Source organism: Arthrobacter sp. APC 3897, assembly GCF_030407495.1.
GTDB lineage: Bacteria > Actinomycetota > Actinomycetes > Actinomycetales > Micrococcaceae > Arthrobacter_B.
Genome location: NZ_JASDDG010000003.1, coordinates 143,365 through 165,858, shown reverse-complemented (window position 1 = coordinate 165,858; position 22,494 = coordinate 143,365). Strand labels below are relative to the sequence as shown.

The 22,494-nt window shown below is 63.4% G+C and carries 21 protein-coding genes and 1 riboswitch; of the genes, 15 read left to right on the top strand and 6 right to left on the bottom strand.

Features of this window, described 5'->3' with window-relative positions; translation table 11 throughout:
• Positions 1–197 precede the first annotated feature (197 nt).
• Together QMA10_RS03040 and QMA10_RS03035 are read left to right on the top strand one after the other, a co-directional pair.
• Entirely contained in the window at positions 198–1,100 is a 903-nt protein-coding gene (locus QMA10_RS03040) for an alpha/beta fold hydrolase (RefSeq protein WP_290166035.1), read from the top strand.
• Complete coding sequence (locus tag QMA10_RS03035) at positions 1,097–2,164, top strand: ferredoxin--NADP reductase (protein ID WP_290166033.1); 1,068 nt, start codon at positions 1,097–1,099, stop codon at positions 2,162–2,164. The genes QMA10_RS03040 and QMA10_RS03035 overlap by 4 nt, the downstream gene beginning before the upstream one ends.
• A 129-nt stretch (positions 2,165–2,293) precedes the next feature.
• Here the strand turns inward: QMA10_RS03035 and QMA10_RS03030 are convergent, their stop codons facing one another.
• Entirely contained in the window at positions 2,294–2,575 is a 282-nt protein-coding gene (locus QMA10_RS03030) for a hypothetical protein (protein WP_290166032.1), read from the bottom strand.
• On the bottom strand, positions 2,575–3,732 hold the full coding sequence (locus QMA10_RS03025) for a Rieske 2Fe-2S domain-containing protein (RefSeq protein WP_290166030.1): 1,158 nt from the start codon (positions 3,730–3,732) through the stop codon (positions 2,575–2,577). The genes QMA10_RS03030 and QMA10_RS03025 overlap by 1 nt, the downstream gene beginning before the upstream one ends.
• 195 nt (positions 3,733–3,927) lie before the next feature.
• On the opposite strand from QMA10_RS03025, the gene QMA10_RS03020 reads away from it, so the two are divergent.
• From QMA10_RS03020 to QMA10_RS03010, 3 genes are all read left to right on the top strand, one after another.
• Positions 3,928–5,481, top strand: a complete 1,554-nt coding sequence (locus tag QMA10_RS03020; protein ID WP_290166028.1) for an FAD-binding protein — start codon at positions 3,928–3,930, stop codon at positions 5,479–5,481.
• A gap of 212 nt (positions 5,482–5,693) precedes the next feature.
• Positions 5,694–6,248, top strand: coding sequence for a YetF domain-containing protein (locus QMA10_RS03015; protein ID WP_290166026.1), 555 nt, complete (start codon positions 5,694–5,696; stop codon positions 6,246–6,248).
• A 206-nt stretch (positions 6,249–6,454) separates the two neighbouring features.
• On the top strand, positions 6,455–6,658 hold the full coding sequence (locus tag QMA10_RS03010) for a cold-shock protein (protein WP_104055090.1): 204 nt from the start codon (positions 6,455–6,457) through the stop codon (positions 6,656–6,658).
• A gap of 165 nt (positions 6,659–6,823) precedes the next feature.
• Here QMA10_RS03010 and glsA read toward each other — a convergent pair whose 3' ends face one another.
• On the bottom strand, positions 6,824–8,707 hold the full coding sequence (glsA, locus tag QMA10_RS03005; protein ID WP_290166023.1) for a glutaminase A: 1,884 nt from the start codon (positions 8,705–8,707) through the stop codon (positions 6,824–6,826).
• A gap of 214 nt (positions 8,708–8,921) precedes the next feature.
• Here glsA and QMA10_RS03000 point away from each other — a divergent pair, with 214 nt between their 5' ends.
• Complete coding sequence (locus QMA10_RS03000) at positions 8,922–9,125, top strand: cold-shock protein (RefSeq protein WP_104055094.1); 204 nt, start codon at positions 8,922–8,924, stop codon at positions 9,123–9,125.
• A 98-nt stretch (positions 9,126–9,223) separates the two neighbouring features.
• Here QMA10_RS03000 and QMA10_RS02995 read toward each other — a convergent pair whose 3' ends face one another.
• The 3 genes from QMA10_RS02995 to QMA10_RS02985 are packed head-to-tail and all read right to left on the bottom strand — an operon-like array spanning position 9,224 to position 13,117.
• Entirely contained in the window at positions 9,224–11,029 is a 1,806-nt protein-coding gene (locus QMA10_RS02995) for an iron ABC transporter permease (RefSeq protein ID WP_290166018.1), read from the bottom strand.
• A gap of 10 nt (positions 11,030–11,039) precedes the next feature.
• On the bottom strand, positions 11,040–12,053 hold the full coding sequence (locus QMA10_RS02990; protein ID WP_290166016.1) for an ABC transporter ATP-binding protein: 1,014 nt from the start codon (positions 12,051–12,053) through the stop codon (positions 11,040–11,042).
• Between the two features lie 14 nt (positions 12,054–12,067).
• Complete coding sequence (locus tag QMA10_RS02985; RefSeq protein WP_290166014.1) at positions 12,068–13,117, bottom strand: extracellular solute-binding protein; 1,050 nt, start codon at positions 13,115–13,117, stop codon at positions 12,068–12,070.
• Positions 13,118–13,327: 210 nt separating this feature from the next.
• Here QMA10_RS02985 and QMA10_RS02980 point away from each other — a divergent pair, with 210 nt between their 5' ends.
• The 9 genes from QMA10_RS02980 (at position 13,328) to QMA10_RS02940 (ending at position 22,476) form a co-directional block, all read left to right on the top strand.
• The gene (locus QMA10_RS02980; protein ID WP_290166012.1) at positions 13,328–14,854 is read left to right on the top strand and encodes an ABC transporter substrate-binding protein; all 1,527 of its coding nucleotides are present in this window, start codon (positions 13,328–13,330) and stop codon (positions 14,852–14,854) included.
• 6 nt (positions 14,855–14,860) lie between these two features.
• Positions 14,861–15,808 carry an ABC transporter permease gene (locus QMA10_RS02975; RefSeq protein ID WP_290166010.1) on the top strand — a complete coding sequence of 316 codons (948 nt, stop codon included), beginning with the start codon at positions 14,861–14,863 and terminating at the stop codon, positions 15,806–15,808.
• Complete coding sequence (locus QMA10_RS02970; RefSeq protein ID WP_290166008.1) at positions 15,805–16,629, top strand: ABC transporter permease; 825 nt, start codon at positions 15,805–15,807, stop codon at positions 16,627–16,629. The genes QMA10_RS02975 and QMA10_RS02970 overlap by 4 nt, the downstream gene beginning before the upstream one ends.
• Positions 16,629–18,368, top strand: coding sequence for an ABC transporter ATP-binding protein (locus QMA10_RS02965; RefSeq protein ID WP_290166006.1), 1,740 nt, complete (start codon positions 16,629–16,631; stop codon positions 18,366–18,368). The genes QMA10_RS02970 and QMA10_RS02965 overlap by 1 nt, the downstream gene beginning before the upstream one ends.
• 75 nt (positions 18,369–18,443) lie before the next feature.
• Positions 18,444–18,567, top strand: a riboswitch (SAM riboswitch).
• 30 nt (positions 18,568–18,597) lie between these two features.
• Positions 18,598–18,768, top strand: a complete 171-nt coding sequence (locus QMA10_RS02960) for a hypothetical protein (RefSeq protein WP_290166004.1) — start codon at positions 18,598–18,600, stop codon at positions 18,766–18,768.
• Positions 18,765–19,163 (top strand): hypothetical protein, encoded by a 399-nt coding sequence (locus QMA10_RS02955; protein WP_290166002.1) that lies wholly within the window; start codon positions 18,765–18,767, stop codon positions 19,161–19,163. The genes QMA10_RS02960 and QMA10_RS02955 overlap by 4 nt, the downstream gene beginning before the upstream one ends.
• Before the next feature lie 114 nt (positions 19,164–19,277).
• Entirely contained in the window at positions 19,278–20,579 is a 1,302-nt protein-coding gene (locus QMA10_RS02950; protein WP_290166000.1) for an Nramp family divalent metal transporter, read from the top strand.
• Between the two features lie 137 nt (positions 20,580–20,716).
• The gene (locus QMA10_RS02945; protein ID WP_356833502.1) at positions 20,717–22,171 is read left to right on the top strand and encodes a serine/threonine-protein kinase; all 1,455 of its coding nucleotides are present in this window, start codon (positions 20,717–20,719) and stop codon (positions 22,169–22,171) included.
• Positions 22,168–22,476: a hypothetical protein gene (locus QMA10_RS02940; RefSeq protein WP_290165996.1), complete on the top strand. Its 309-nt coding sequence runs from the start codon at positions 22,168–22,170 to the stop codon at positions 22,474–22,476. The genes QMA10_RS02945 and QMA10_RS02940 overlap by 4 nt, the downstream gene beginning before the upstream one ends.
• The last annotated feature ends 18 nt before the right edge of the window (positions 22,477–22,494 follow it).

Below are 22,494 nucleotides of genomic sequence, written 5' to 3'. Positions count from 1 at the left end.
TTCTCTCCGGGGCGTTGACGCCGCCGCTGTGGTGAATCTAGGCGCGATGCTCCGGGCCGGCCCCGAATGTCTCATTCACTGGGATTTGGGCCGGCCGCTGCTTTTATCCCGCTGATCGAGACCTGCACGCCAGCTGTTCACTGCACTGCTTAGGGTTCTCATAGACCGACGAGACTCGTACATCGAGGAGCCAGAAAATGACCACGGACCTTCGCCATGAAACGGGCACGACGGCCCCAAGCACTGACGGATTAATCCTGCATGAGCTGCAGACCGAACACGGTGTGCTGCGCTGCCATGAAACCGGCGACGGACCGCCGCTACTTTTCCTGCACGGCTCCGGCCCCGGGGTGACCGGACTGCGCAACTTTGCCGGCATCCTTCCGGCCTTCGCCCGGCACTTCCGGTGCCTCGTCCTGGAGTTTCCCGGCTTTGGTGTCAGCGACCCCACTGACCTGCACCCCATGCAGGCGGGGATCCAGGCCGTCGGTGACCTGATGAACGGCCTGGGCCTGGACAGCGTGGACATCATCGGCAACTCGATGGGCGGATTCATCGGCACGCGGTATGCGATCGCGGAACCCGAGCGGGTCCGCCGGCTGGTGACGATGGGCGGGATGGGAGTGAATCTTTTCAGTTCCTCGCCGGCCGAGGGGATCAACCTTCTGATGGCTTTCACCGAGGATCCTACGAAGGAACGCCTGGTCCAGTGGCTGCAGTCCATGGTTTACGACCAGTCACTGGTCACCGAGGAAATGATCGAGCAGCGCTGGGAGCAGGCAACGGACCCTGACACGCTGAAAAGCGCACGGAAGATGTACAGCCGTACTGCCATGCAGGGCGCCGCTGCTGCGGCGGCAGCTTCCGATGCGGCCCCCTCCTGGGCCCAGCTCCACAGGCTTAAGGCCAAGACCCTGATTACCTGGGGCCGTGATGACCGCGTTTCCCCGCTGGACGGGATCCTGGTGCCCCTGCGGACCATTCCCGACGTGGAAGTGCACATTTTCCCCAATTGCGGCCACTGGGCCATGATCGAGCAGAAGGAAGCGTTCGAAAGCACCGTGCTCTCCTTCCTGCGCCGGAAAGAGGCAGACAAGTGAGTGCCCCCACCACCCGGATAAGCCCGGCGAAAACCGCGGCGCCGCTGCAGGTGCGCGTGGTTGAGGTCATCCGGGAGACCGCCGACGCACACACCCTGGTGCTGGAACCAGAGGGTGAAGGCCGTGACAGCTTCAGCTACAAGCCCGGACAGTTCCTGACCATCCGCATTCCGAGTGACCGGCCGGGCGGGGCCGCGCGGTGCTATTCACTGTGCAGCACGCCGCTGCACGATGAAAAGCTCAAAGTCACCGTCAAGCGCACGCGGGAGGGCTTCGGCTCCAACTGGCTCTGTGACAATGCCGTGGAGGGCAACGTGCTGGACGTCCTCCGGCCGGCGGGCACCTTCACCCCGCGCTCGCTGACCGACAATTTCCTTCTCTTTGCCGGCGGCAGCGGGATCACTCCGGTGATGTCCATCCTTAAATCAGTGCTGGCCGCGGGGACGGGCCTCATCACCCTGTTCTACGCCAACCAGGATGAAACCTCGATCATCTTCCGTGAGGAGCTGATTGCCCTCACCGCGGCCTACCCGGGCCGGCTTACCATCATCCATTGGCTGGGAACGGTGCAGGGCCTGCCCGACGACGCCACCCTTAGTGCACTCTCCGCGCCCTACGTTGACCGTGAAGTCTTCATCTGCGGCCCGGGTCCGTTCATGGACTGTGTCTCGCGGGCACTGGAAGGCCTGGGCATGCCGTCGGGGCAGATCCACATTGAGCGCTTTGCCTCGCTGGGAACCGATCCCTTTGCGCCGGTGGAAACCGTGGTCAGCGACGGATCGGGCACAGACACTGTTGTGGACGTGGAAATGGACGGCGTCAGCACATCGGTGCCCTGGGCGGGGGGCAACAGGCTCCTGGATGTTCTGCTTAAGGCAGGCCTGGACGCTCCGTATTCCTGCCGGGAAGGCGCGTGCAGCGCCTGCACCTGCCGGATTCTTCAAGGAGAGGTCCGTATGGAGAACAACGAGGTCCTGGACGCAGCGGATCTGCGCGACGGATATGTGCTTGCCTGCCAGGCGCTGCCCGTCAGCGGTCCGGTCCGCATCACGTACGACGAATAGAATTGGCTGTTCCCGCACGCCGTCCGGGCCTGCGGGAACAGTCGACTACGCACTAAGGATTCGGCAATAAAGAAGGAGAGCAGTTCATTGTGAACTGCTCTCCTTCTTTATTGCTCCCGGTCCCGAAGGCTACTTTTCCGGGACGTCCCGGTAAATGACCTCAATGGTCCCTTCCAGCGAGGCGGACCGAATAGTTTCAGCCAGCGTCTCGCAGCCGGGAAACTGTTTGGTCTGGTTCTCACCGCTGCAGGAGCGCGGACGCTCCAGGCAGGCCTTCTGCGCCGTTTCATTCCACTGGATGCTGGTCTGCTGCCAGTTCGACTTGCGGACCAGGACCGACGCTGCGCAGCCGCTGCAGGCAAGCGGCTGCATGGGGTTGTCGATAAGCCGGACATCGGTGGGGGACTGCATCAAATCAGCTGCCCCTCTGCGGCCTTCCGTGCTGCCACGTTCTCAGCCACCTGCTTGCGCCAGCTCTCAACCGGCTTGGTGGTGTCCAGCTCGTGTTCAAAACGGTCCGTCATCTCCGGCGTTACTTCAGCGGCGTCCACAAAGAACTGCTCGTACCAGCGGCGGATCTGGTAGACGGCGCCGTCTTCCTCGCACAGCAGCGGGTTGTCCACGCGGGCCTTGTTCTGCCAGATCTGCACGTCCTGGTTAAAGCCGTTCAGGATCCACTTGGCCTGGTTGCTGGCAATCATGTCCGGATCGCCGGGCAGCTCAGGCTTCTTCTCCACAATGATGCCGGACATCAGGACAAAGGAGTCCTCATCAATGGGGTAGTGCGCATTGATGAGGACGGTCTTCATGGTAAAGGTCTCATAGGTGTAGGCGAGGTCGTCAATCATGAAGGAGGGCCCGTGGTAAGACGCCACCGAACTTGTCTTCTGCATCTTCGGTGCCTTGGGGTCCGGATTGGCAGGGGTGACATCCTCACGCGCAATCCCGTCGAAATACTGGGTGGCGGTATGGCCTTCGAAGACGTTCTTGAAATAGGTGGGGAAGTTGTTGTGGATGTAGAAAAAGTGCGCCATGTCCACGATGTTGTCCATGATTTCGCGGGTGCTGGTCTTGACCACAAGTTCGGTCCAGACCCAGTCGGTCCAGCCGTCATCCTCGGCGCCTTCAATGCGGGGAATGACAACCCCCTCGGGCGGCGGATTGCCTTCCGGGTCATTCCAGACAAACAGCAGCCCGTCCTGCACGAGTGTCTGCCAGGTGGCGGTGCGTGCGCGCATGGGAACCCGGCGCGCGTAGGGGACGGACTTGCAGCGTCCGTCGCCTCCCCAGCGCCAGTCATGGAACGGGCAGGCAATCTCGTTCCCCTTCACGGTGCCCTGTGACAGGTCTCCGCCCAGGTGCCGGCAGTAGGCGTCCAGAACGTTGACTGCGCCGTCAGATCCGGAGAAAATCACCAGCTTCTGGCCGAAGGCCTTCACAGTGTGCGGCTTGCCGTCCTTGTATTTGTCCGCCAAGCCAAGGCAGTGCCAACCGCGCGCGAACCGCGTGCGGGTCTGGCCGGCTTCAATCTGCCTGATTTGATCCTGATCTGACTCAACAATGCTCATGTGGAATCCGTCCCTTCAATTGCGTTTATTTGGAGCCGAACTTCTTGACTGGAATCTACGCACACATAGGCACGGAACGGAGCCAGTCCCGATGTATGGGACAACGGCTCACGGCCACATTCCCTCCTGCAAGTCTTGCCCCGGGGCTCGGCGGTGGACGCCTGTGGGTGGGGCCCGGCAACGAAAAGGAAAACGATGACAATCGGGCAGGTAAATGTGCAGGACTGGGACAGCGAATATGACGTCATTGTGGTCGGTTCCGGAGCAGGGGCCATGGCAGGTGCCTTCAGCGCTGCCTCCCGCGGATTAAAAACACTGGTAGTTGAAAAGACACCGTTCCTTGGCGGGACGTCGTCCTATTCCGGAGCCTCCTGCTGGCTGCCTGCCACTCAGGTTCAGGAGCGGGCGGGTGTGGCCGATTCCGTGGATGCCGCACGCGCCTACCTGCAGTCCCTGCTGGGAGAGACTGAAGCTGACCGGCGGGAAGCCTTCCTGGCCAGTGCCCCGGAGTTGGTCAAAGCCCTTGAACATGATCCGGCCATTGAGTTCCGCTGGACCGCGTTCCCCGATTACTTTGCCGGTCCCGGTCGGATGGACGCGGGACGGTCCATGATGCCGCTGGATCTTCCGAGAAGCGAGATTGGGGACCTGGCCGCGCTGGTGCGGCCGAACATCGAGAGCGACCGCAGGGCAGAGCCGCACCCCGACGGCCCGTTGACTGCCGGACAGGCACTCATCGGTCGCCTTCTGCTGGGTTTCATGAATACCGGCAACGGCTCTGTGCGCACCGAAACCGAGATGACCGGCCTCATCGTCGAGGAAGGACGGGCGGCCGGCATCTCGGTGGAGACGGCAGAAGGGCCGCACACGCTCAGGGCTGCAGCGGGAGTGCTGCTGGGAGCCGGCGGATTTGAATCGAACGCCGGGATGCGCACGCACAATGGAACGCCCGGTTCAGCGGACTGGAGCATGGCGCCGCAGGGATCAAACACCGGCACCGCCATCCGGAGTGCGCAGGAGGCCGGTGCCGCTGTTGAGCTGATGGAGGAAGGCTGGTGGTGCCCAGGGGTCTTGCAGCCGTCGGGTGACAGCGCCTTCACCCTGGGCTTCCGCGGCGGACTGATGGTGAGCGGGGACGGACGGCGTTTCGCCAATGAGTCACTGCCCTATGACCGGATGGGCCGCCAGATGGCTTTCGCCGCGGAAGACCGGATCCCCTCATGGTTTGTCTTCGATTCACGCTTCGGCGGCGGGCTGCCGGCGATCATGCGCCCGGACATCACGTCACCCCGGGAACACCTCGACGCCGGAACCTGGGTTCAGGCGCAAACCCTTGAGGAGCTGGCTGAGCGGACCGGGCTGCCGGCGGAAGCACTGAGTGAAACAGTGCACCGGTTCAACAGTTTTGCCGAGTCCGGCGTGGACGAGGACTTCCACCGGGGTGAAGACCCGTATGACCTCTTTTTCACGGATCCTTCGCACGGCCCCAATCCGGCCCTGGTGGCACTGGACCAGCCGCCGTACTTTGCGGCACGCATGGTGCTCAGCGATCTGGGCACCAAGGGAGGCCTGCGCACCGACCCCGATGCCCGTGTTCTGTCAGAAGACGGAGAACCCATCCCGGGCCTGTACGCCGTGGGCAACACGAGCGCATCCTTCTCCGGCCGGTTCTACCCGGGACCGGGCATTCCCATCGGCACCGCAATGGTCTTCGCTTACCGCGCGGTCCAGTCCATGGCTGCGAGCTAGGCATCCGGTTTCGGGGCTGCACGGATCACGGTGCCGTCCGTGCAGTCCCGCGGCAGCGGCCTGTTGGAACCGCACCGCCGGGGCTAGCATTTTTCTATCGGCCCAGGCGACTGCCGGTGCCATCCTCAGTTCAGCGTCGGCTTCCTGTTCATCTCCACGCCGGCTGAAGGTCCGGGACCGGAATAAGGTCCCGGCCCAGCCCTGTAAGGAGAATGACCGTGTGGTCCCACAGTCTTGGAATCTCTGCGTTGGAAGCCCTCTGGGTCATCCTTTCGGCCATTGGCATCTATGCCGCGTTTTTCGTCCTGATCCGAACCGCGGGGCAGCGTGCACTGGCCAGCTGGTCCACGATGGACAAGGCCATTGTGATCGCTTTCGGCTCGGTGCTGGGGAGGGTGGTTTTGGGCTATACGCCCACGCTGGCCGCCGGCGTCATCGGCCTGGCCACCATGTTTGCACTCTTCCGTTTAGAGGCCGTCCTGCGCCGGACCAAGCGGGGTGCCTATTTCTCCAGCAAACCGATCCTGCTCATGGCGGGGGACCGGATCCTGCCTGACGGACTGCGATCAGCAAAAATCGTGGAGGACGAGCTGTTTTTCAAGCTGCGCCAGGCGGGCATCAGGAATTTCGCCGAAGTTGCACTGGTCGTCCTGGAACCCACCGGTGATGTCTCGGTCCTGCGGCGGGGAGAACTCATCGAACCCCTGCTGCTGCGCAGAATTCCCAACAGGGACAGTATCCCGGCCCATCTGGTGCTGCCCGGCTGAACGGATCCGGGCTGCGGGGACGCCCGGTTTCACGTTCCGGCAGATCTCGTGTAGAGTCTTACTCAGTTGTTGGTTGTTGCGCATTTTGTATTTCAAGCGGCGAAACCCAAACGGGCTAGCCGCTTTTCTGTAAAAGCGGTAAATGAACACCGCGACTGAAGCTCCCCGAAAGTCGGGACCAGCTTCACTCCAGAAGGAATATTAAAATGGCTACAGGTACAGTAAAATGGTTTAACTCCGAAAAGGGCTTCGGCTTCATCGAGCCCGACGACGGCAGCGCCGACGTGTTCGCTCACTACTCCGCTATCAACTCCAATGGTTACAAGTCCCTGGACGAGAACCAGAAGGTTAGCTTTGATACCGAGCAGGGCCCCAAGGGTCCCCAGGCTACGAACATCCAGGCGCTCTAATTTAGAGACTTCGGTTCAGTACCAGTACTGAATTGCCTTACAAAAGCAGGACGGGTTACCCGTCCTGCTTTTGTGTTTAACCAGAACCTTCCAGCCTGAACCGGCCGGACAGCAGAACGGCGCTCCGGCAGCGAAGATGCCGGAGCGCCGTTCTGCTGAGCTGAATCAGTCCCGGGCGCGGAGGGCACTTTCACGCAGGTACTGTTCCACGCGCGTATAGGCATCGCGGGTGAGGGCCTTCCACAGTTCCACGGCCAGACGCGGATTCTCCTCCTCAAGGGTGTCCATGGCCTCCGCGGTGAGGACCTTCAGACGTACCGGTCCGGCGGCCTTCACCGTTGTTTCCTGGCGTTTCTCCGTGCCCAGGGCCATTTCACCGAAGGTCATGCCCGGGCCCAAGGTGGTGAGCTTGATCCGGGAGCCGTCCGGTCCCGGCATAGAGGTGGCAATGGTGCCGGCAACGATGAAGAACACACCGCCGAAGCGCTGACCCACCCGCCGGACCACGTCGCCGTCGTCGTAGGAACGCTCTTCCATAAGGTCCTGGACAATCCGGGCGTCCTCGGGATCCAGCTGGTTCAGTGCCGGTGAATCAACGGGCTCCATGACGTCCGGCAGCACCAGTTCACTGCCGTACGCATCGATGAGCTGTGTCTCGCAGTACTCAACGGCAGCGTTGCGGGTGGGGAAGGAGGGAACCTCGCGGCCGCGCGCGGCCAGATCTTCGGTGACCGTTCCTTCGCCGTCCACCAGCACCAGGCCGAGTCCGTTCAGCGCCAGCATCTGCGCGGATTCGGCGAACAGGCGAAGTGCCACTTCAGAGACTTCGTCAACGCTCCTCAGGTCCAGGACCACCATTTCGACGGCGTCGTCCAGATTGGAGAGCGCCCGCACCACCGATTCCGCGCCGGCGAAGAGGAGATCCCCGTTCAGCTCCAGCACCTGGGCACGGTGGCCGTGGCTGCGCAGTACCTCGGCGGCTTCATCGGTGCGCCGGATTCCGGACGGCGCGGCAGTGATGTCAAAGACGTTGCGGATGGCTGAACGGCCGGTGCGGGCAGCGCGGACAAAATGCAGCTGCATGTCGTGGGAGATCCGCTGGCTGGTGGCAACCCCGCGGACGCTGGAGCCATGGGCGTCCAGCGGAGGAGAGTAGACCGCCAGTCCAACCTGTCCGGGCAGCACGGCAATGGTTCCGCCGCCAACCCCGGACTTTGCCGGCATGCCGACGCTGGAGAGCCAGGCACCGGCGTCGTCATACATTCCGCAGGTGGTCATGACCGAAAGCACCCGTTCCACCGGCTCAATCTCCAGAACCTGCTCGCCGGAAAGCGGGTTGCGGCCGCTGTTGGCCAGTGTGGCGGCCATCATGGCAAGATCCAATGCGTTGACCATCACCGAGCACTGGCGGAAATAGTCCTTGATGACCGGTGCCGGATCGGATTCGATGATGTCAAAGGAGCGCAGCAGGTAGGCGAGGGCATGATTGCGGTGGCCGGACTTGAGCTCAGAGCGGTAAATCCGTTCACTGACGGACAACGGACGCCCCGCAAAGGCGGAGTACGTATTGAGAATCCGGTTGAAGCGGGTGACGCCGCCTGAGCCTCGGACCAGGGAGGTAGCGGTGAGGGCGCCGGCGTTGATCATGGCGTTGGCCGGCCGGCCGGTGCCTTCGGCGAGAGAAATCTCATTGAAGGAATCTCCGGAAGGTTCCACATCCACCTTCGCGTCCACCGCGTCCATTCCCCGGTCAGCCAGAGCCAAGCCGTAGGTGAAGGGCTTGGAGATGGACTGAATGCTGAATTCTTCCCGGGTGTCGCCCACCTCGTAGACATATCCGTCGGCCGTGGCCAACGCAATGCCAAAGTTATTCGGGTCCACATTCGCCATCGCCGGAATGTTGCTGTAGGGCTTCCCGTCCTTGAGCTCCGCGATTTCGGCATGGATCCTGCGGAGGTAGGTCTCAATGGGGGAGGAGCCGGGATAGGAGCCGGGATCGGATGGGGAAGGGGCCGCCGAAGCGGCGGTGGCGGAGGTAGTGGAACGCATCTCTCCAGCCTAACGAGTAGTGCGGGAAAGGGGGGTGACGGCCTGTAGGCCGCTGTGTATACTAATTTCAGTTGCAGTGTTGCGCATGTTGATAGTCCAAGCGGCGAAACCCACATCAAGGGCCAGCCGCTTTTTCTGTAACATGCCGCGTACGGCACAGCAACGTGAAACTCCTCGAAGGTCGGGGGTGGTTTCTTTAGAAGGATGATTAAACATGGCAACAGGTACCGTGAAATGGTTCAACTCCGAAAAGGGCTTCGGCTTCATCGAGCCCGATGACGGAAGCGCCGACGTTTTCGCTCACTACTCCGCTATCAACTCGAGTGGCTACCGCTCCCTCGAAGAGAACCAGAAGGTTAGCTTCGATACCGAGCAGGGCCCCAAGGGTCCCCAGGCCGTAAACATCCAGGCCCTCTAAATCTAGACTTTGGGTTCCTCAGGGAACCGGCTTGAATAGGAAGCAGGACGGGAAGAAATTCCCGTCCTGCTTCTGCGTTAACCCTTCGCGCGGCCGGCCTACAACTTGGTCAGCTGCCCGCCGTCCGGCGCGGGAGCAGCGGGCTGCACCTGCGTAGCGGGCTGCGCCGGCGCGTCCGGCAGCACAACTGCCCGGCGGCGCTTCCTGGTCTTAACAGACCGCCCGTACACCAGGTACATGGTGGTCCCCATGATGATCATCAGCAATACCGTGTAAACGAAGGTCAGCGCCATTGCGTCACTGATGTTCTCGCCCTGGGTGCTGTTCTTGATCACGATGCCAAGGGGCTCGTACAGCGGATGGTAGAGGAAAACCGCTGTGTCGTAGTCGTCCAGGAGGCTGTTGAAGTTCAGCGCGGTGATGGCAGCCGCCGTCGGGAGCACGATGGGCAGCAGGACCCGCCGGAACGTGTACAGGGACTTGGCTCCCAGAATCGCCGAAGCGTCTTCAAGGCTGTCGCTGATGGAATAGAAGGCAGCCTTGAGCATCCGCAGCGTAAACGGGATCTTGATGATGATGTATGCCGCGAGAAGCACCCAGACGGTCCCGGTCAGCACCTGGCCCCCAATGAGCGGCGACGGCCGGTCGAAGGTCATGATCAGGCCGAGGGCAATGAGCGTGGAGGGCAGGATCCAGGGGATGTGCAGCAGGTACTCGGCCGCGGTTGTCACCGGGTTCCGGAACTTCTGCACCATCCTTGCCACGAACAGGAGCCCGACGACGACGAGGACTGCCGCAACCGCGCTGTAGATGACACTGACGGCGAACGGCCGGAAGGCGGACTCGTCGGTGAAGACGGTGATGTAGTTGTCGAGGGTGAACCGGTCCCACGACAGCGTGGCCGAGGAGATGCTGGCGGTATCCGTGAAGGAGAAGACAACGATCAGCAGGATGGGCAGCGAATACACGAGGAACAATGCGTAAGCGGCGACATGGACCAGGGCATTGGCTACCGGGTTTTCGATCTTCTGCTTCTTCATGCCCGCGGAAACCTTCGACACGGAGAAATACGTTCCGCCGCGCTCAACGCGGCTCATGACGGCGAGCATCACCACGGTGGCCAGTCCCAGGATCAGGGCGAGCAGTGCGGCAATGTCACGGGAGGTGGAGGTGCCGGAGAAGGTCAGGATCATCGGGCTGATGGTCTGGAAGTTTTCCCCTCCCAGCACCTGGGGTGCGGTCAGCGCGCTTAGGCCGCCCAGGAATACCAGGATGGTGATCGCGAATAGCATGGGCCGCATCATGGGCAGCACAATGCGCCACAGAATCCGCAGGGTGGAGGCGCCCATGTTCCGGGCAGCTTCGATGGTTTGGTAGTCCACCTTGTTCAGGGCGGAGGACAGGAACAGCATGTGGTTTGAGGTCGTGGAGAAGGTCATGACAAATACCACGGCAAAGAACCCGCTAAACCAGGCCGGGTTCAGTCCCGGAAACCATTCCAGGAGCAGGTTGGTGACAAAGCCGTTCTGGCCGTAGATGAACTTGTACCCGGCAACCAGGACAATGCCGCCGTAGATCAGGGTGGTGGCGTAGCCGAGCCAGAGGATGCGTGCGCCCCTGATATCGAAGTACTGGGTGACCAGGACAATGAAAATGCCCACGGCGTTGACCGTCACGGACAGGACCACGGCAAGGATGAAGCTGTTGGCCAGGCTTTTCATGGCCCGGTCAGAACTCAGCAGCTTTTCCACGGCCCGCCCGGAAAACTCTCCCTTGGGGAAGAAAGTCTCGGTCAGCAGGTTGATGTTGGGAAGGATCAGGAAAGTGCTGATGAACCAGACCAGCACAATGGAGGTGACAACCACCAGCGGGGAACGCCACATGCTCTTGACGGAGGTCTTCATGCCGGGCCGCCTAATACTGCAGAACGTTGGCTGGATTGATAAACACGTCCACGCTGTCTCCGACGTCCATGCGGGTCAGGCCGTTCTCTGTCACCAGGGCCTTGATCCGGTTGCGGCCGGCGTCAACGGTGTAGCGGCTGTGCATGCCGTGGTAGCTGCGGGAAGAAACAACGCCGTTGACCTTCACGGCTCCGGGGCCGGCGGTAAGCGGATCAAGTGATACCTTCTCCACCCGCAGGTAGGAGTTCTTGCCCGGGTCCAGGGCGGCGGGGGAGTGCTCATTCAGCCGGCGGACCAGTTCCTCATCCAGCACGTTGATGTCACCGATGAAGTTGCAGACAAACTCCGTGGCGGACCGTTCATAGATCTCGGCGGGGGGTCCCACATGTTCCACCACGCCCTTGTTGAACACGGCAATGCGGTCGGACATGGTGAGCGCTTCGTCCTGGTCATGGGTGACGTACACAGTGGTGATGCCGAACCGGCTCTGCAGGTCCTTGAGCTGTCCGCGCAGCTGCACGCGCAGCTTCGCATCCAGGTTGGACAACGGCTCATCCAGCAGCAGGATTTTCGGCTTGAGCACCAGCGCCCGGGCAATGGCCACGCGCTGCTGCTGCCCGCCGGAAAGTTCAGCAACATTCTTCTGCAGCTGCTCGTCGCTGAGCTCCATTTGGCCTGCGATCTCAGCCACGAGCCGGGCAGTATCCGCCTTGGAGTCCTTCCGGACCTTGAGTCCAAAGGCAATGTTCTCCCAGACATTCATGCTCGGAAACAGTGCATAGTTTTGAAACACCATGCCAATGCTGCGCTTGTCGCTGGAAAGGTGCGTGACCCGCCGGCCGTCAACGAAAACGTCTCCGGCGCTGGGGCTGATAAATCCCGCCAACGTGCGCAGGGCGGTCGTCTTCCCGCATCCTGAAGGACCCAGGAGGGTGAAGAACTCACCCTCCCGGATCTCAAGATCCAGCTGCGGGATGGCGACAAAATCGTCGAAGGAAACTTCAATATTGTCGTACCGGATCATGATCTTGCTTCCTGTCAGGGCATGTATTCGAGTTCGATCTTTTCCACCCACTGGGAAATGTTGTCCCGGACAAACAGCCAGTCCAATTCCTGGGGCGGAATGGCTTCATATGCCTCGAGGACTTCCGGGTCCGTCATTTCCAGGGCCTTCTGGTTGGCCGGCAGGCTCGCGAACTCGGCTGCGAACTCTCCCTGGGTTTCTCCGCTGCCAAACCAGTTGATGAAGCGCTCCACCTCGTCCTGTTTGTCCGTGCCCTTGATGATCCCCACCTGTTCCACCGCATACGGGACACCGATTTCAGGAGCCATGACACCGGCGGTGACGCCGTACTGTGTTTCGCGGGCGGGGATGCCGCTGATGGTCATCTGACCCATGTCCACGGCGCCTGCCGCCATGCGGGCAAACAGGTCTTCCCCCTCCACGGCCTTGGAACCGTTTTCGAAGTAGGCGCGGACCTGTTCCCAGCCTTCATCGGAGATGCCCAGATCGCCCGACTCATCCTGGTAACGCATCAGGATGCTGGCCATGATGATCTGCTGCGTGGCGCCGGCCAGGGTACTGACTGACTCGTAGCGTCCCTTGTACTGTTCATCGGTCCACAAATCGGTCCAGTCCGAGGGCGCGTCGCTTTCGGGAACGGCGTCCGCGTTGTAGGCCAGGACGATGCCCTGCTGGACCAGCGGCCAGAAAGTCTCTCCGTCGCCGAGTTCCTCGTCCACGTCCGGAGCCCACTCCGGGGTGTACGGCTCCAGGAGGTCTTCGGCCTTGATTTGTTCGAAGTACATGTTGTTCAGTCCGAAGACAAGGTCGGCAACGGGGTTGCCGCCTTCAGCGATGATGCGGTTGGTCAGATCGCCGCCGCCCAGTCCCACAATCTCAATGTTGAAACCGGCCTCTGCCGCTTCCTTCTCAAGCCATTCACCTTTTCCATCGGAGTTGGAATTGGTGTAGACCACGAGTGTGGCGCCCTCGGAACCGCCTTCGTTGCTGGATTCCGTCGACCCTCCGCAACCGGTGAGCAGCAGCGCCGCTGCCAGTGAAGCCCCGACCATTTTTCTACGCACGTCTTCGTGTCCTTTCGATCCCCCCGGCCCGACGCCGCGATGGCCCGAACCTATCCGCAATGATGGTGGCAGGCAATGACCGGCCCGGCCAGTCGCGCATCAATTTCCGCTCTGTTCACGCGCGAGTTCATACTATGTAGGACAACATTTGGCGCGGACGTATTGTCCGCAGCCGCCCGGGCACCGCCCGCCCACCGATGGAGACCCTTGATGCGCCGTATTCCCGTCCGCCCGCTGGCTGCCCTTCTGCTGACGGCGCTGACGCTCAGCGCCTGCTCCGCGGGCTCGGGTGCCGGTCAGAGCGGCTCCGGCGCGGGGAGCGGCCAGGTAAGCGACGGCGTCGTCGTCGCGCTGACGGGTGAACCCGCAAACCTGGACTTCACCACCACCGCCGGCGCCGCCATCCCGCAGGCCCTGATGGCCAACGTGTACGAGGGCCTGGTGGAAATTGACCAGGAAGGCCGGATCCAGCCGCTGCTGGCCAAGTCATGGGACATCAGCGAGGACCGCACCACCTACACCTTCACCCTCGAGCCGGGAGTTACCTTCTCCAACGGGGAAGCGTTCACGGCCGAGGACGTGAAGTTCAGCCTGGAACGGGTGAAGTCCGACGCCTGGCTGTCCAGCCTGAAAACCAAAATGGATGTAGTGGATACCGTCACGGTGCTCAGCGACACCGAAGTGCGCGTGCAGCTGTCCCGCCCGTCCAACGCCTGGCTCTTCGATCTGGGCACCCCCGTGGGTGCCATGTTCGATGAAAGCGGTGTCCAGGACCTGGCCTCCACCGCCATTGGAACCGGCCCCTTTACCGTGCAGGCCTGGAACCGCGGCGAATCCATCGAGCTTGCGGCACGGACCGATTACTGGGGCGAAGCACCCAGGGTCCAGACCGCCACCCTGCGCTACTTCGCTGACGCCGTGGCCACCACCAACGCCCTCCGCTCCGGCGACGTGGACGTGGTCTACAACATGCAGGCCCCCGAACTGCTGCCCACCTTCGCGGACGACGACGCATTCCAGGTCCTGGAGGGGACTTCCAACGGCGAAATCATGCTGTCCATGAACAACGCCCGGCCTCCGTTCGACGACGTGCGCGTCCGTCAGGCCGTGCTGCACGCGATTGACCGGCAGGCCGTCCTGGACACGGCCTGGAGCGGATACGGCACGCTGGTGGGCGCACCCGTGCCGCCCACTGATCCGTACTACGAGGATCTCTCCGGAACCTACCCCCACGACCCGGAGAAGGCCCGTGCGCTGCTGGCTGAAGCCGGCGTGGAAAACCTCGACATCACCTTTACGGTTCCCACCCGCCCCTATGCCACCGCCGTCTCCGAAATTGTGGTCTCCCAGCTGGCTGAGGCCGGCATCAACGCCACCATCGAATCCGCCGAGTTCCCCGCCGTCTGGCTGGACCAGGTTTTCACCCGGCATGACTATGACATGTCCGTGGTCCTGGCCGTGGAGAGCCGCGACCTGCTCACCATGTTCAACAATCCGGACTACTACCTCGGCTACGACAACACCAGGATCAGGGACACTGCCGCAGCAGCGGATGCGGCGGATACGGCCGGCTACATTTCCGGCATGCAGCAGGTGGTCCGCACGATCAACGACGACGCCGCCGCCGGCGTGCTGTTCCTGTTCCCCAACATTGTGGTGGCCAAAGCCGGAGTCACCGGACTTCCCGCCAACTCAGTCACCGAAGCGCTGGACCTGGGCTCAGCAGGCTGGCGGTAACGGACCGTGGGAATCCGCCTGCTGATTAACGCTGCCCGGTTTGCCGCCACATTCCTGGCAGCTACCGTGTCCGTATTTTTCTTCATGCGCGCCATCCCCGGTGACCCCGCCCAGATAGCCCTGGGCGTCAACGCCACCCCGGAGCTGCTGGAGCAGACCCGACGGGAATTCGGCACCGACCGTCCGCTGCCGGTGCAGTACCTGGACTGGGTGGGGGGACTGTTCCGCGGTGACTTTGGGGTTTCCTACGTCACCCGGCAGGACATCAGCCCCCTGCTCCTGGACCGGCTGCAGGTATCGCTGATCCTGGTGGGCCTGGCCATGGCAGCGGCGCTGCTGATTGCCGTGCCGTTTGGCACCGTTGCCGCATTGCGGCACCGCAAGCCCAGCGGCATCCTGCTCAGCGGGCTGAGCCAGCTGGGTGTGGCGGTGCCGGGATTCCTGGCGGCAATCATGCTGGTGGTGGTATTCGCCGTCGGTCTGGGCTGGTTCCCCGCCAACGGCTGGACCCCGCCGGGGGTGGACTTTGGAGATTTCCTGCACCGGGTAACGCTGCCGGTCCTCGCCCTGGCGTCGGTCCAGGGCGCGGTCCTGACCCGCTATGTCCGGTCCGCAGTCCTCGAGGTCATGAATGAGGACTATCTGCGCACCGCCCGGGCCAAGGGCCTGGGAAAGCTGGAAGCGCTGGTCAGGCACGGGCTGCGCAACGCGGCGGTTCCCGTGCTGACGGTTGCCGGCGTGCAGCTGGCAGCGCTGATCATCGGAGCCGTGGTCATTGAACGTGTCTTTGTCATTCCGGGGCTGGGCTCCATGCTGCTGGACGCAGTGGGGAACCGGGACCTGCTTACCGTCCAGTCCGTGGTGATGGTCCTGGTGGCCCTGACACTGATCATCAACCTGGCCGTTGACGTTCTCTACACGATCATTGATCCACGGCTGAGGAAACGCTCATGAGGACCCGCAGACTCTCTCCCACGCTGCTGGCCGGAGCCGTGCTGGTGTCCGTGGTGGTGCTGGCCGCACTCGTGTCCTTCATCTGGACCCCTTACAATCCGGTGCAGGCTTTTCCCTCCGACCGCCTGCAGGGTTCCAGCCCCGAGCACCTCATGGGCACCGACCGGTACGGGCGCGACGTCTTCTCCGGCATCCTCTACGGTGCCCGGATTACCCTCTCCGTGGGCCTGGTTGCCGTGGGCATCGCTGCCCTGATCGGCACCCCGATCGGCATCCTGGCGGGGATGCGGCGGGGCGCCGTGGACGAAGTTGCCATGCGCGGCGCGGACATCCTGCTGGCTTTCCCCGCCCTGCTGCTGGCCATCATGTTCGGTGCGGTTTTCGGCGGAGGAACGACGACGGCGATGGTCGCCATCGGGATCGGCTCCATCCCCGGCTTCGCCCGGGTGGCCAGATCCGGCACGCTGCAGGTCATGAGCACCGAATATGTGCTGGCGGCCCGGGCCGCCAGCCAGCCGGCGCTGCGGATTGCCCGCCGGCACGTGGTGCCCAACATTGCCGGGATGGTGGTGGTCCAGTGCTCGGTTACCTTTGGCCTTGCCGTCCTGGCCGAAGCTGCCCTGTCCTTCCTGGGCCTGGGAACACCGCCGCCGGTGCCTTCCTGGGGGCGGATGCTGCAGGAATCCCAGCAGTTCCTGGGCACATATCCGTCGCTGGCCGTCTGGCCCGGGGCTGCCATTGCCGTGGCGGTGCTGGGCTTCAACCTGCTGGGTGACGGCCTGCGGGACCGGCTCGACCCCAAACTGAACGGAGAACGCTGATGTCAGCACCGCCTCCGGCCTCCACGCCGCTGCTGGAGGTTGCAGACCTGTCCGTCAGCGCCGGAAGCCGGGTGCTCGTGAAGGGCTTTTCCCTTTCACTGGCCCGCGGCGAACGCGTGGGCCTGATCGGAGAATCCGGGTCCGGAAAATCCCTGACAGCGGGGGCCCTGACGGGACTGCTGCCCGAAGAGCTGCGGACCACCGGATCTGTGCGGCTCGACGGCGTTCCGCACGATCTGGTGGGAGCATCCGACCGGCAGATGAGCCGCATCCGGGGCCGGCGGACGGGAATGGTCTTTCAGGAACCGCTCAGTGCGCTGAACCCGCTGATGCGGGTTGGCCGTCAGGTGGCTGAGGCGCTGACCCGGCACGGAACCCTCCGCGGACAGGCTGCAGCGGCGCGCGCTGTTGAGCTGCTCGCTTCCGTCCAGCTGCCGGATCCCGCAGACGCTGCCCGTGCCTATCCGCACCAGCTTTCCGGCGGCCAGCGCCAGCGGGTCATGCTGGCCATGGCGCTGGCCAATGACCCGGACCTGCTGATCTGCGATGAACCGACCACCGCACTGGACGTCAGCGTGCAGCGCCACATGCTGCAGCTGATCTCGGAGGGCGTTGCCCGGCGCGGGAGCGGCCTGCTGTTCATCACGCATGACCTGGCCGTTGCGGCCAGCATCTGTGACCGGATTCTGGTGATGCGCAACGGTGTTCTGGTGGAACAGGGACCCACCGCCGACGTGTTTGTCCGGCCGCAGCATGAGTACACCCGCGGACTGCTGGCCGCCTCGGATCTGGAGGCCACGGACAGTTCCGGACGGTTGTTCACGGTTTCATCTGCTGCCGGGTACATTCCCGGGTACATTCCCGGGGCTGCACGGGAGCAGGCACCGGCCACGCCGCCGGCGCCCCTGCCTCCGGAGGCTGCGGCTGAGGAGCCGCTGATCCGGGTGAACGGACTAAGCCGCACGTACCGCCGCGGGCGCAGCTCGCTTTTCCATGCTCCTGCCGAAGTTGCCGCCCTGCGGGACGTCTCCTTCGAGGTTGCCGCCGGCCAGCGCTTCGGCATTGTGGGGGAGTCCGGGTCCGGGAAGTCCACCCTGCTGCGGATCCTCGCCGGACTTGACCAGCCGACGTCGGGGTCCGTCCGGGTGGCCGGCAATGAGGTGGGCGGAGCGAAAGAGAACCAGCTGCTGGAACTGCGCCGGCAGCTGCAGATTGTCTTCCAGGATCCGATGGGATCCCTGAATCCCCGCATGCGCGTGCGGGACCTGGTGGCCGAACCGCTGCTGCTGCCGGGCGAACCGGTGGCTGCCCGCCGCCATGCCGGCAAGGTCGCGGAGATCCTCAACGCGGTAGGCCTGCCAACGGATGCTGCGGACCGCTTTCCGCACCAGTTCTCCGGCGGCCAGCGCCAGCGGATCGCCATCGCTCGTGCCCTGATCTGCGAGCCGCGCATCCTGGTGGCCGACGAACCGGTCAGCGCACTGGACGTCTCAGTACGGGCGCAGGTGCTGAACCTGCTCTCCGACCTGGTGGACAAATACCGGCTCACACTCGTCTTCGTCTCCCATGACCTGGGCGTGGTGAAACACCTCTGTGACACCGTGGCGGTGATGCACCGGGGCCGGATCGTTGAGTCCGGTCCAACCGGACAGGTTTATGCTGCCCCGGAGCACGAGTACACCCAGCGGCTCGTGGCGTCGTCGCTGTCCCTGCACACCCGCGCCCGGGCGCGGGCCTAGCGCACGGCACCGGGCACAGGACACACAAGGCAATACGGACGGAACAGCGGCAAAGCTGGCTATACTTCCAAGCAGCTTCAAGAACTGCGGCCGCCAAGCTCCGACTTGGCCGCATACCAACCCCACGCTCGTTGGGTGGTTCGGATGAAGAAGCGGCCTGCACTCGCCTTCGGGTAACCGGTGCGGGCAAGAGCACGCCGAAAGGACCGGCGCACGTCGCCGTATTCTCATGGACAATTCCGTTTATGCCCCTGACCGCTCCGCAGGCGGGCCCGCCGGCACCGCTGATCACCGCGCAGCCGAACCCCGGGGAGTTTCGCTTTCGGACTACCGGGTCATTACCGCCGCCCGCCAGGAGTTTCTGGACTTCCTGCTGGCCCGCACCGAGCTCCCGGCTTGAACGGGCAGTCCGGGCTGCTGCTGGACACAGCCGTGCTGGCTGACATCCGGAGCCCTGAACCCAGCACGGCGCTTCAGGAGTTTCTGCGGTGCCGCAGCAGCCTGCGGATATTCATTTCGGCACTGACACTGGGTGACCTGCGCAGACCGGACCGCGTCTGGCTGCAGGAGCTGACCGGCCGCTTCGGCTGCCACATCCTGCCGGTGGACCCGGCGGTGGCACTCGCGTCCACGGGATTGGACCACGACGCCGGCACTCTCACCGTGCTGGTGGCTGCCACCGCCCTGCACCACGACCTGACTGTGGTGACCGACCGGCCTGAAGATTTCCGGGGATTGGGAGCAGCTGCGGTTGACCCCTGGGAGGTTGGACGGCAACCGGCTTTTTCTCCGTAACGCTTTAGTCCTCATTCCGGAGAGTGTCAAGGTTTGTGGGAGAATACATACATTCCAGTGACCGACGGCACACGGCTTTCGGCTGCCCAAAATCAGAGATAGGAGTGCTGGCCCATGGCCGAAGAGAGCACTGTTCCCCCGTCAGGGGTCGCGCACGCGGACCGCATAGATGATGACGGCGGTGCCCCCGCCAAATGGAAGGTTGTCGGGCCCGGACTCGTCGTAGCCGCCACCGGTGTGGGCGCCGCGGACATGGTGGCCACGCTCGTCGCCGGATCCCGGTACGGTTACGGCCTGCTCTGGGCGGTCATTGTTGGCGTAATCCTTAAGATCATCCTCGTTGAGGGCGCAGGACGCTATACCCTGGCCACCGGCAAGACGATCTTTGAGGGCTGGCGCTCACTCGGCAAATGGACCACGTGGTACTTCGGCCCGTACATCATGATCTGGGGCTTCGTCTACGGAGCAACGGCCATGTCTTCCGCAGCGCTGCCGCTGGCGGCGCTGTTCCCCGCCGTTGATCTGTGGGTCTTTGCCATCCTCATGGGCCTGGCCGGTTTCGCCATGGTGTGGTTCGGGCGGTATGCCACCTTCGAGAAAATCACTGCTGCCCTGGTGGGCATCATGTTCGTTACCGTGGTGGGGCTGGCAGTTATTGCCGCGCCCAACATTCCGGAAATGATGACAGGGCTTGTCCCCGTCATCCCTGAAGGCGGCGTGGTGTATACCCTTGCCCTGGCCGGCGGCGTGGGCGGAACCATCACCCTCGCGGCATACGGCTACTGGCTGCGGGAAAAGGGCTGGTACACGCCCAAGTGGATGCGCGTCATGCGGATGGACAACTCCGTGGCGTACGTGATGACCGGCATCTTCGTGATTGCCATGCTGATTGTTGGTGCCGAAGTGGTCCGGGCCGCCGGAATCTCCCTCAGCTCCGGCGATGAAGGCCTGCTGGACCTCTACGACGTCCTCAAGGCAGAGTACGGGGATGCGGTGGGCACCGGCTTCCTGGTCGGATTCTGGGCTGCCTCCTTCTCCTCCATCATCGGTGTCTGGAACGGCGTCTCGCTGATGTTCGCCGATTTCTGGGGCAACATGCGCGGCAAGGAGTCCGGACACAAGGACACCCGGGTGGGCGGGAAGTACTTCAAGTTCTACCTCCTGTGGCTGACCTTCCCGCCGATGCTGCTGTTCATCCTCGGCAAGCCCATCGGCTTGATCCTGGCCTACGGCGTCCTTGGCTCGCTGTTCATGCCCTTCCTGGCGATCACGCTGCTGGGGCTGCTCAACGGCCGCCGCGTGCCCAAGGCCTGGGCCAACAAGCTGCACACCAACATAGCCCTGGGCATTACGGCGCTGCTGTTCATAGTGCTGGGGATCCAGCAGGTCATCGACGCCGTTATGAAGGCGTTCTAACCGGCTTCACACAGCTGAAAACCCAGCGCTGAACTGCCCTGCCGCGGCTTTCGAGGCAGGGCAGTTTAGCGCAACGCAGGCACTTCTGCGAGGGGTCCCGGAGGGGGTAAAAAAACTCGTCACGGGCCATCCACGCCATGATTTCCCTCGGCTACGCTGGAAAAGCGAGAAGAGGTTGCAGCATGGAAAGTTTCGCAGCAGATGGCCCCAACCGGCTCATTTCAGGGCGATACCGACTCATCGAACCCATAGGCCACGGTGGCATGGCCACCGTCTATCGTGGACAGGACGAGGCTCTCGGCCGAGACATTGCCGTGAAACTCTTCCGGGCCAGCGCCGTCGCCCCAGACGACGTTGGCCGCCAGGAAACCGAAATGCGGTTACTGGCGTCCCTCTCCCATCCGGGCCTGGTGACCCTGTTCGACGCGGGCAAGGACGACGCCGGCCGGGACGACGGCGAAGCCGGCGAACCGCGGGCCTTCCTCGTCATGGAACTTGTTGACGGCCCGGACCTGCGCAAGAGGCTCCGCGACGCCGAGCCTCTGAGTCCGCCGGACGTCGCCTACATTGGTGCCGAACTGGCTGATGCCCTGGCGTATATCCACGGGCGCGGAGTCATCCACCGGGACGTCAAGCCGGCCAATATCCTCCTGCCTCCAACGGTCTCAGGAACCCTTCCCAGGGCGAAGCTGACCGATTTTGGAATAGCCCGCATGCTGGACGGTGCCCGGATCACGGCTACCAACGCCACCCTGGGTACCGCTAATTATCTGAGCCCGGAGCAGGCCAGTTCCCGGGATGTCGGGTTTTCCAGCGATATCTATTCCCTGGGCCTGGTGCTCCTCGAGGCCGTCACCGGCCACATCGAGTTCGGCGGCAGCGCGGTGGAAGCGGCCATCGCCAGGCTGAGCCGCAACCCGGAGGTTCCGGACGCACTGGGTTCCTATTGGTGTGCACTGCTCAGGTCCATGACATCCCGGGACCCTGACCTGCGACCCACAGCCGCAGAAGTATCAGCCGCACTGCGCGAGTACCGGTGGTCTGCCCATACGGTACCGGCTGCGGAGCCGCGAAACCGGCAGGCGGAATGGGAAGCAGATGACGGCGGACCTCCCACCGCCGGCGTGATGATCCAATCTGACGCCGTGGTCCAATCTGACGCAGACTTCCGGTCTGCCGGCGGGGAACAGCAGCTGGACCAGCTACTGGAACGCGGCTTAGCCCAGGCTGAGGAAACGGTGTCCGAAAACATACCTGCAGTATCGGAACGGAGCGTGCTCCCGGCTCGGGCGGCAGCAGGTCCGTCAACCCCTGCAGCACCCGCCCCGCCGCTGACGCCGCCCCGGGTCGGTTCCGTCAAAGCTCAGCCGGCATCTGCGGACCCGGCAGTACAGGCCGTGCCCGGACGGCCGAGCAGGCTGGCGCTGGCGGGACGAACGCTGCTGGGCTTTGTGGCCGTAGCGGTCTTGGCCGTGACCGTGATGATGGTGGCCGACCGGCTGGGCATTTTCCCCCAGGACCGGAGTTATCCGGCAGTTCCCGGACAGTTGGGGGAGAGCCTTCGAGAGCTGCAGGAAAGCGTCACGCCGTGAGGTACCGGCGGGCGGTGTCCGCAGCAGCGGTCCTGCTGGCCGGCAGCACAGCCCTGGGCGGATGCGGTTTTCCCGGTCTCGAGCCCGGTGCGGCGAAGGAACTGAGGGAAGAGGTGGCCGATGTGACGGAGGCAGCACAGTCCGGCCGGTACCAGGAAGCACTCCGGGACCTGGACGACCTGACCGGGCGGCTGGAGACTGCCGCGCAAGAGGGGGACGTGTCCCTGACCCGTGAGGAACGGATCAGTGCGGCCATCGACGCCGTGCGGCTGAGCCTGGAGACGGAGATCGCCCAGCAGAAGTGATCTGCGCGGCCAAGGGCC

Coding starts and splice junctions, on each gene's coding strand:
- QMA10_RS03025 (WP_290166030.1), bottom strand. CDS start 3,732: ATGAGCATTGTTGAGTCAGATCAGGATCAAATCAGGCAGATTGAAGCC.
- QMA10_RS02965 (WP_290166006.1), top strand. CDS start 16,629: ATGTCAGCACCGCCTCCGGCCTCCACGCCGCTGCTGGAGGTTGCAGAC.
- QMA10_RS03000 (WP_104055094.1), top strand. CDS start 8,922: ATGGCAACAGGTACCGTGAAATGGTTCAACTCCGAAAAGGGCTTCGGC.
- glsA (WP_290166023.1), bottom strand. CDS start 8,707: ATGCGTTCCACTACCTCCGCCACCGCCGCTTCGGCGGCCCCTTCCCCA.
- QMA10_RS03020 (WP_290166028.1), top strand. CDS start 3,928: ATGACAATCGGGCAGGTAAATGTGCAGGACTGGGACAGCGAATATGAC.
- QMA10_RS02980 (WP_290166012.1), top strand. CDS start 13,328: ATGCGCCGTATTCCCGTCCGCCCGCTGGCTGCCCTTCTGCTGACGGCG.
- QMA10_RS03015 (WP_290166026.1), top strand. CDS start 5,694: ATGACCGTGTGGTCCCACAGTCTTGGAATCTCTGCGTTGGAAGCCCTC.
- QMA10_RS02950 (WP_290166000.1), top strand. CDS start 19,278: ATGGCCGAAGAGAGCACTGTTCCCCCGTCAGGGGTCGCGCACGCGGAC.
- QMA10_RS03030 (WP_290166032.1), bottom strand. CDS start 2,575: ATGCAGTCCCCCACCGATGTCCGGCTTATCGACAACCCCATGCAGCCG.
- QMA10_RS02970 (WP_290166008.1), top strand. CDS start 15,805: ATGAGGACCCGCAGACTCTCTCCCACGCTGCTGGCCGGAGCCGTGCTG.
- QMA10_RS02945 (WP_356833502.1), top strand. CDS start 20,717: ATGATTTCCCTCGGCTACGCTGGAAAAGCGAGAAGAGGTTGCAGCATG.
- QMA10_RS02960 (WP_290166004.1), top strand. CDS start 18,598: ATGGACAATTCCGTTTATGCCCCTGACCGCTCCGCAGGCGGGCCCGCC.
- QMA10_RS02995 (WP_290166018.1), bottom strand. CDS start 11,029: ATGAAGACCTCCGTCAAGAGCATGTGGCGTTCCCCGCTGGTGGTTGTC.
- QMA10_RS03010 (WP_104055090.1), top strand. CDS start 6,455: ATGGCTACAGGTACAGTAAAATGGTTTAACTCCGAAAAGGGCTTCGGC.
- QMA10_RS02990 (WP_290166016.1), bottom strand. CDS start 12,053: ATGATCCGGTACGACAATATTGAAGTTTCCTTCGACGATTTTGTCGCC.
- QMA10_RS03040 (WP_290166035.1), top strand. CDS start 198: ATGACCACGGACCTTCGCCATGAAACGGGCACGACGGCCCCAAGCACT.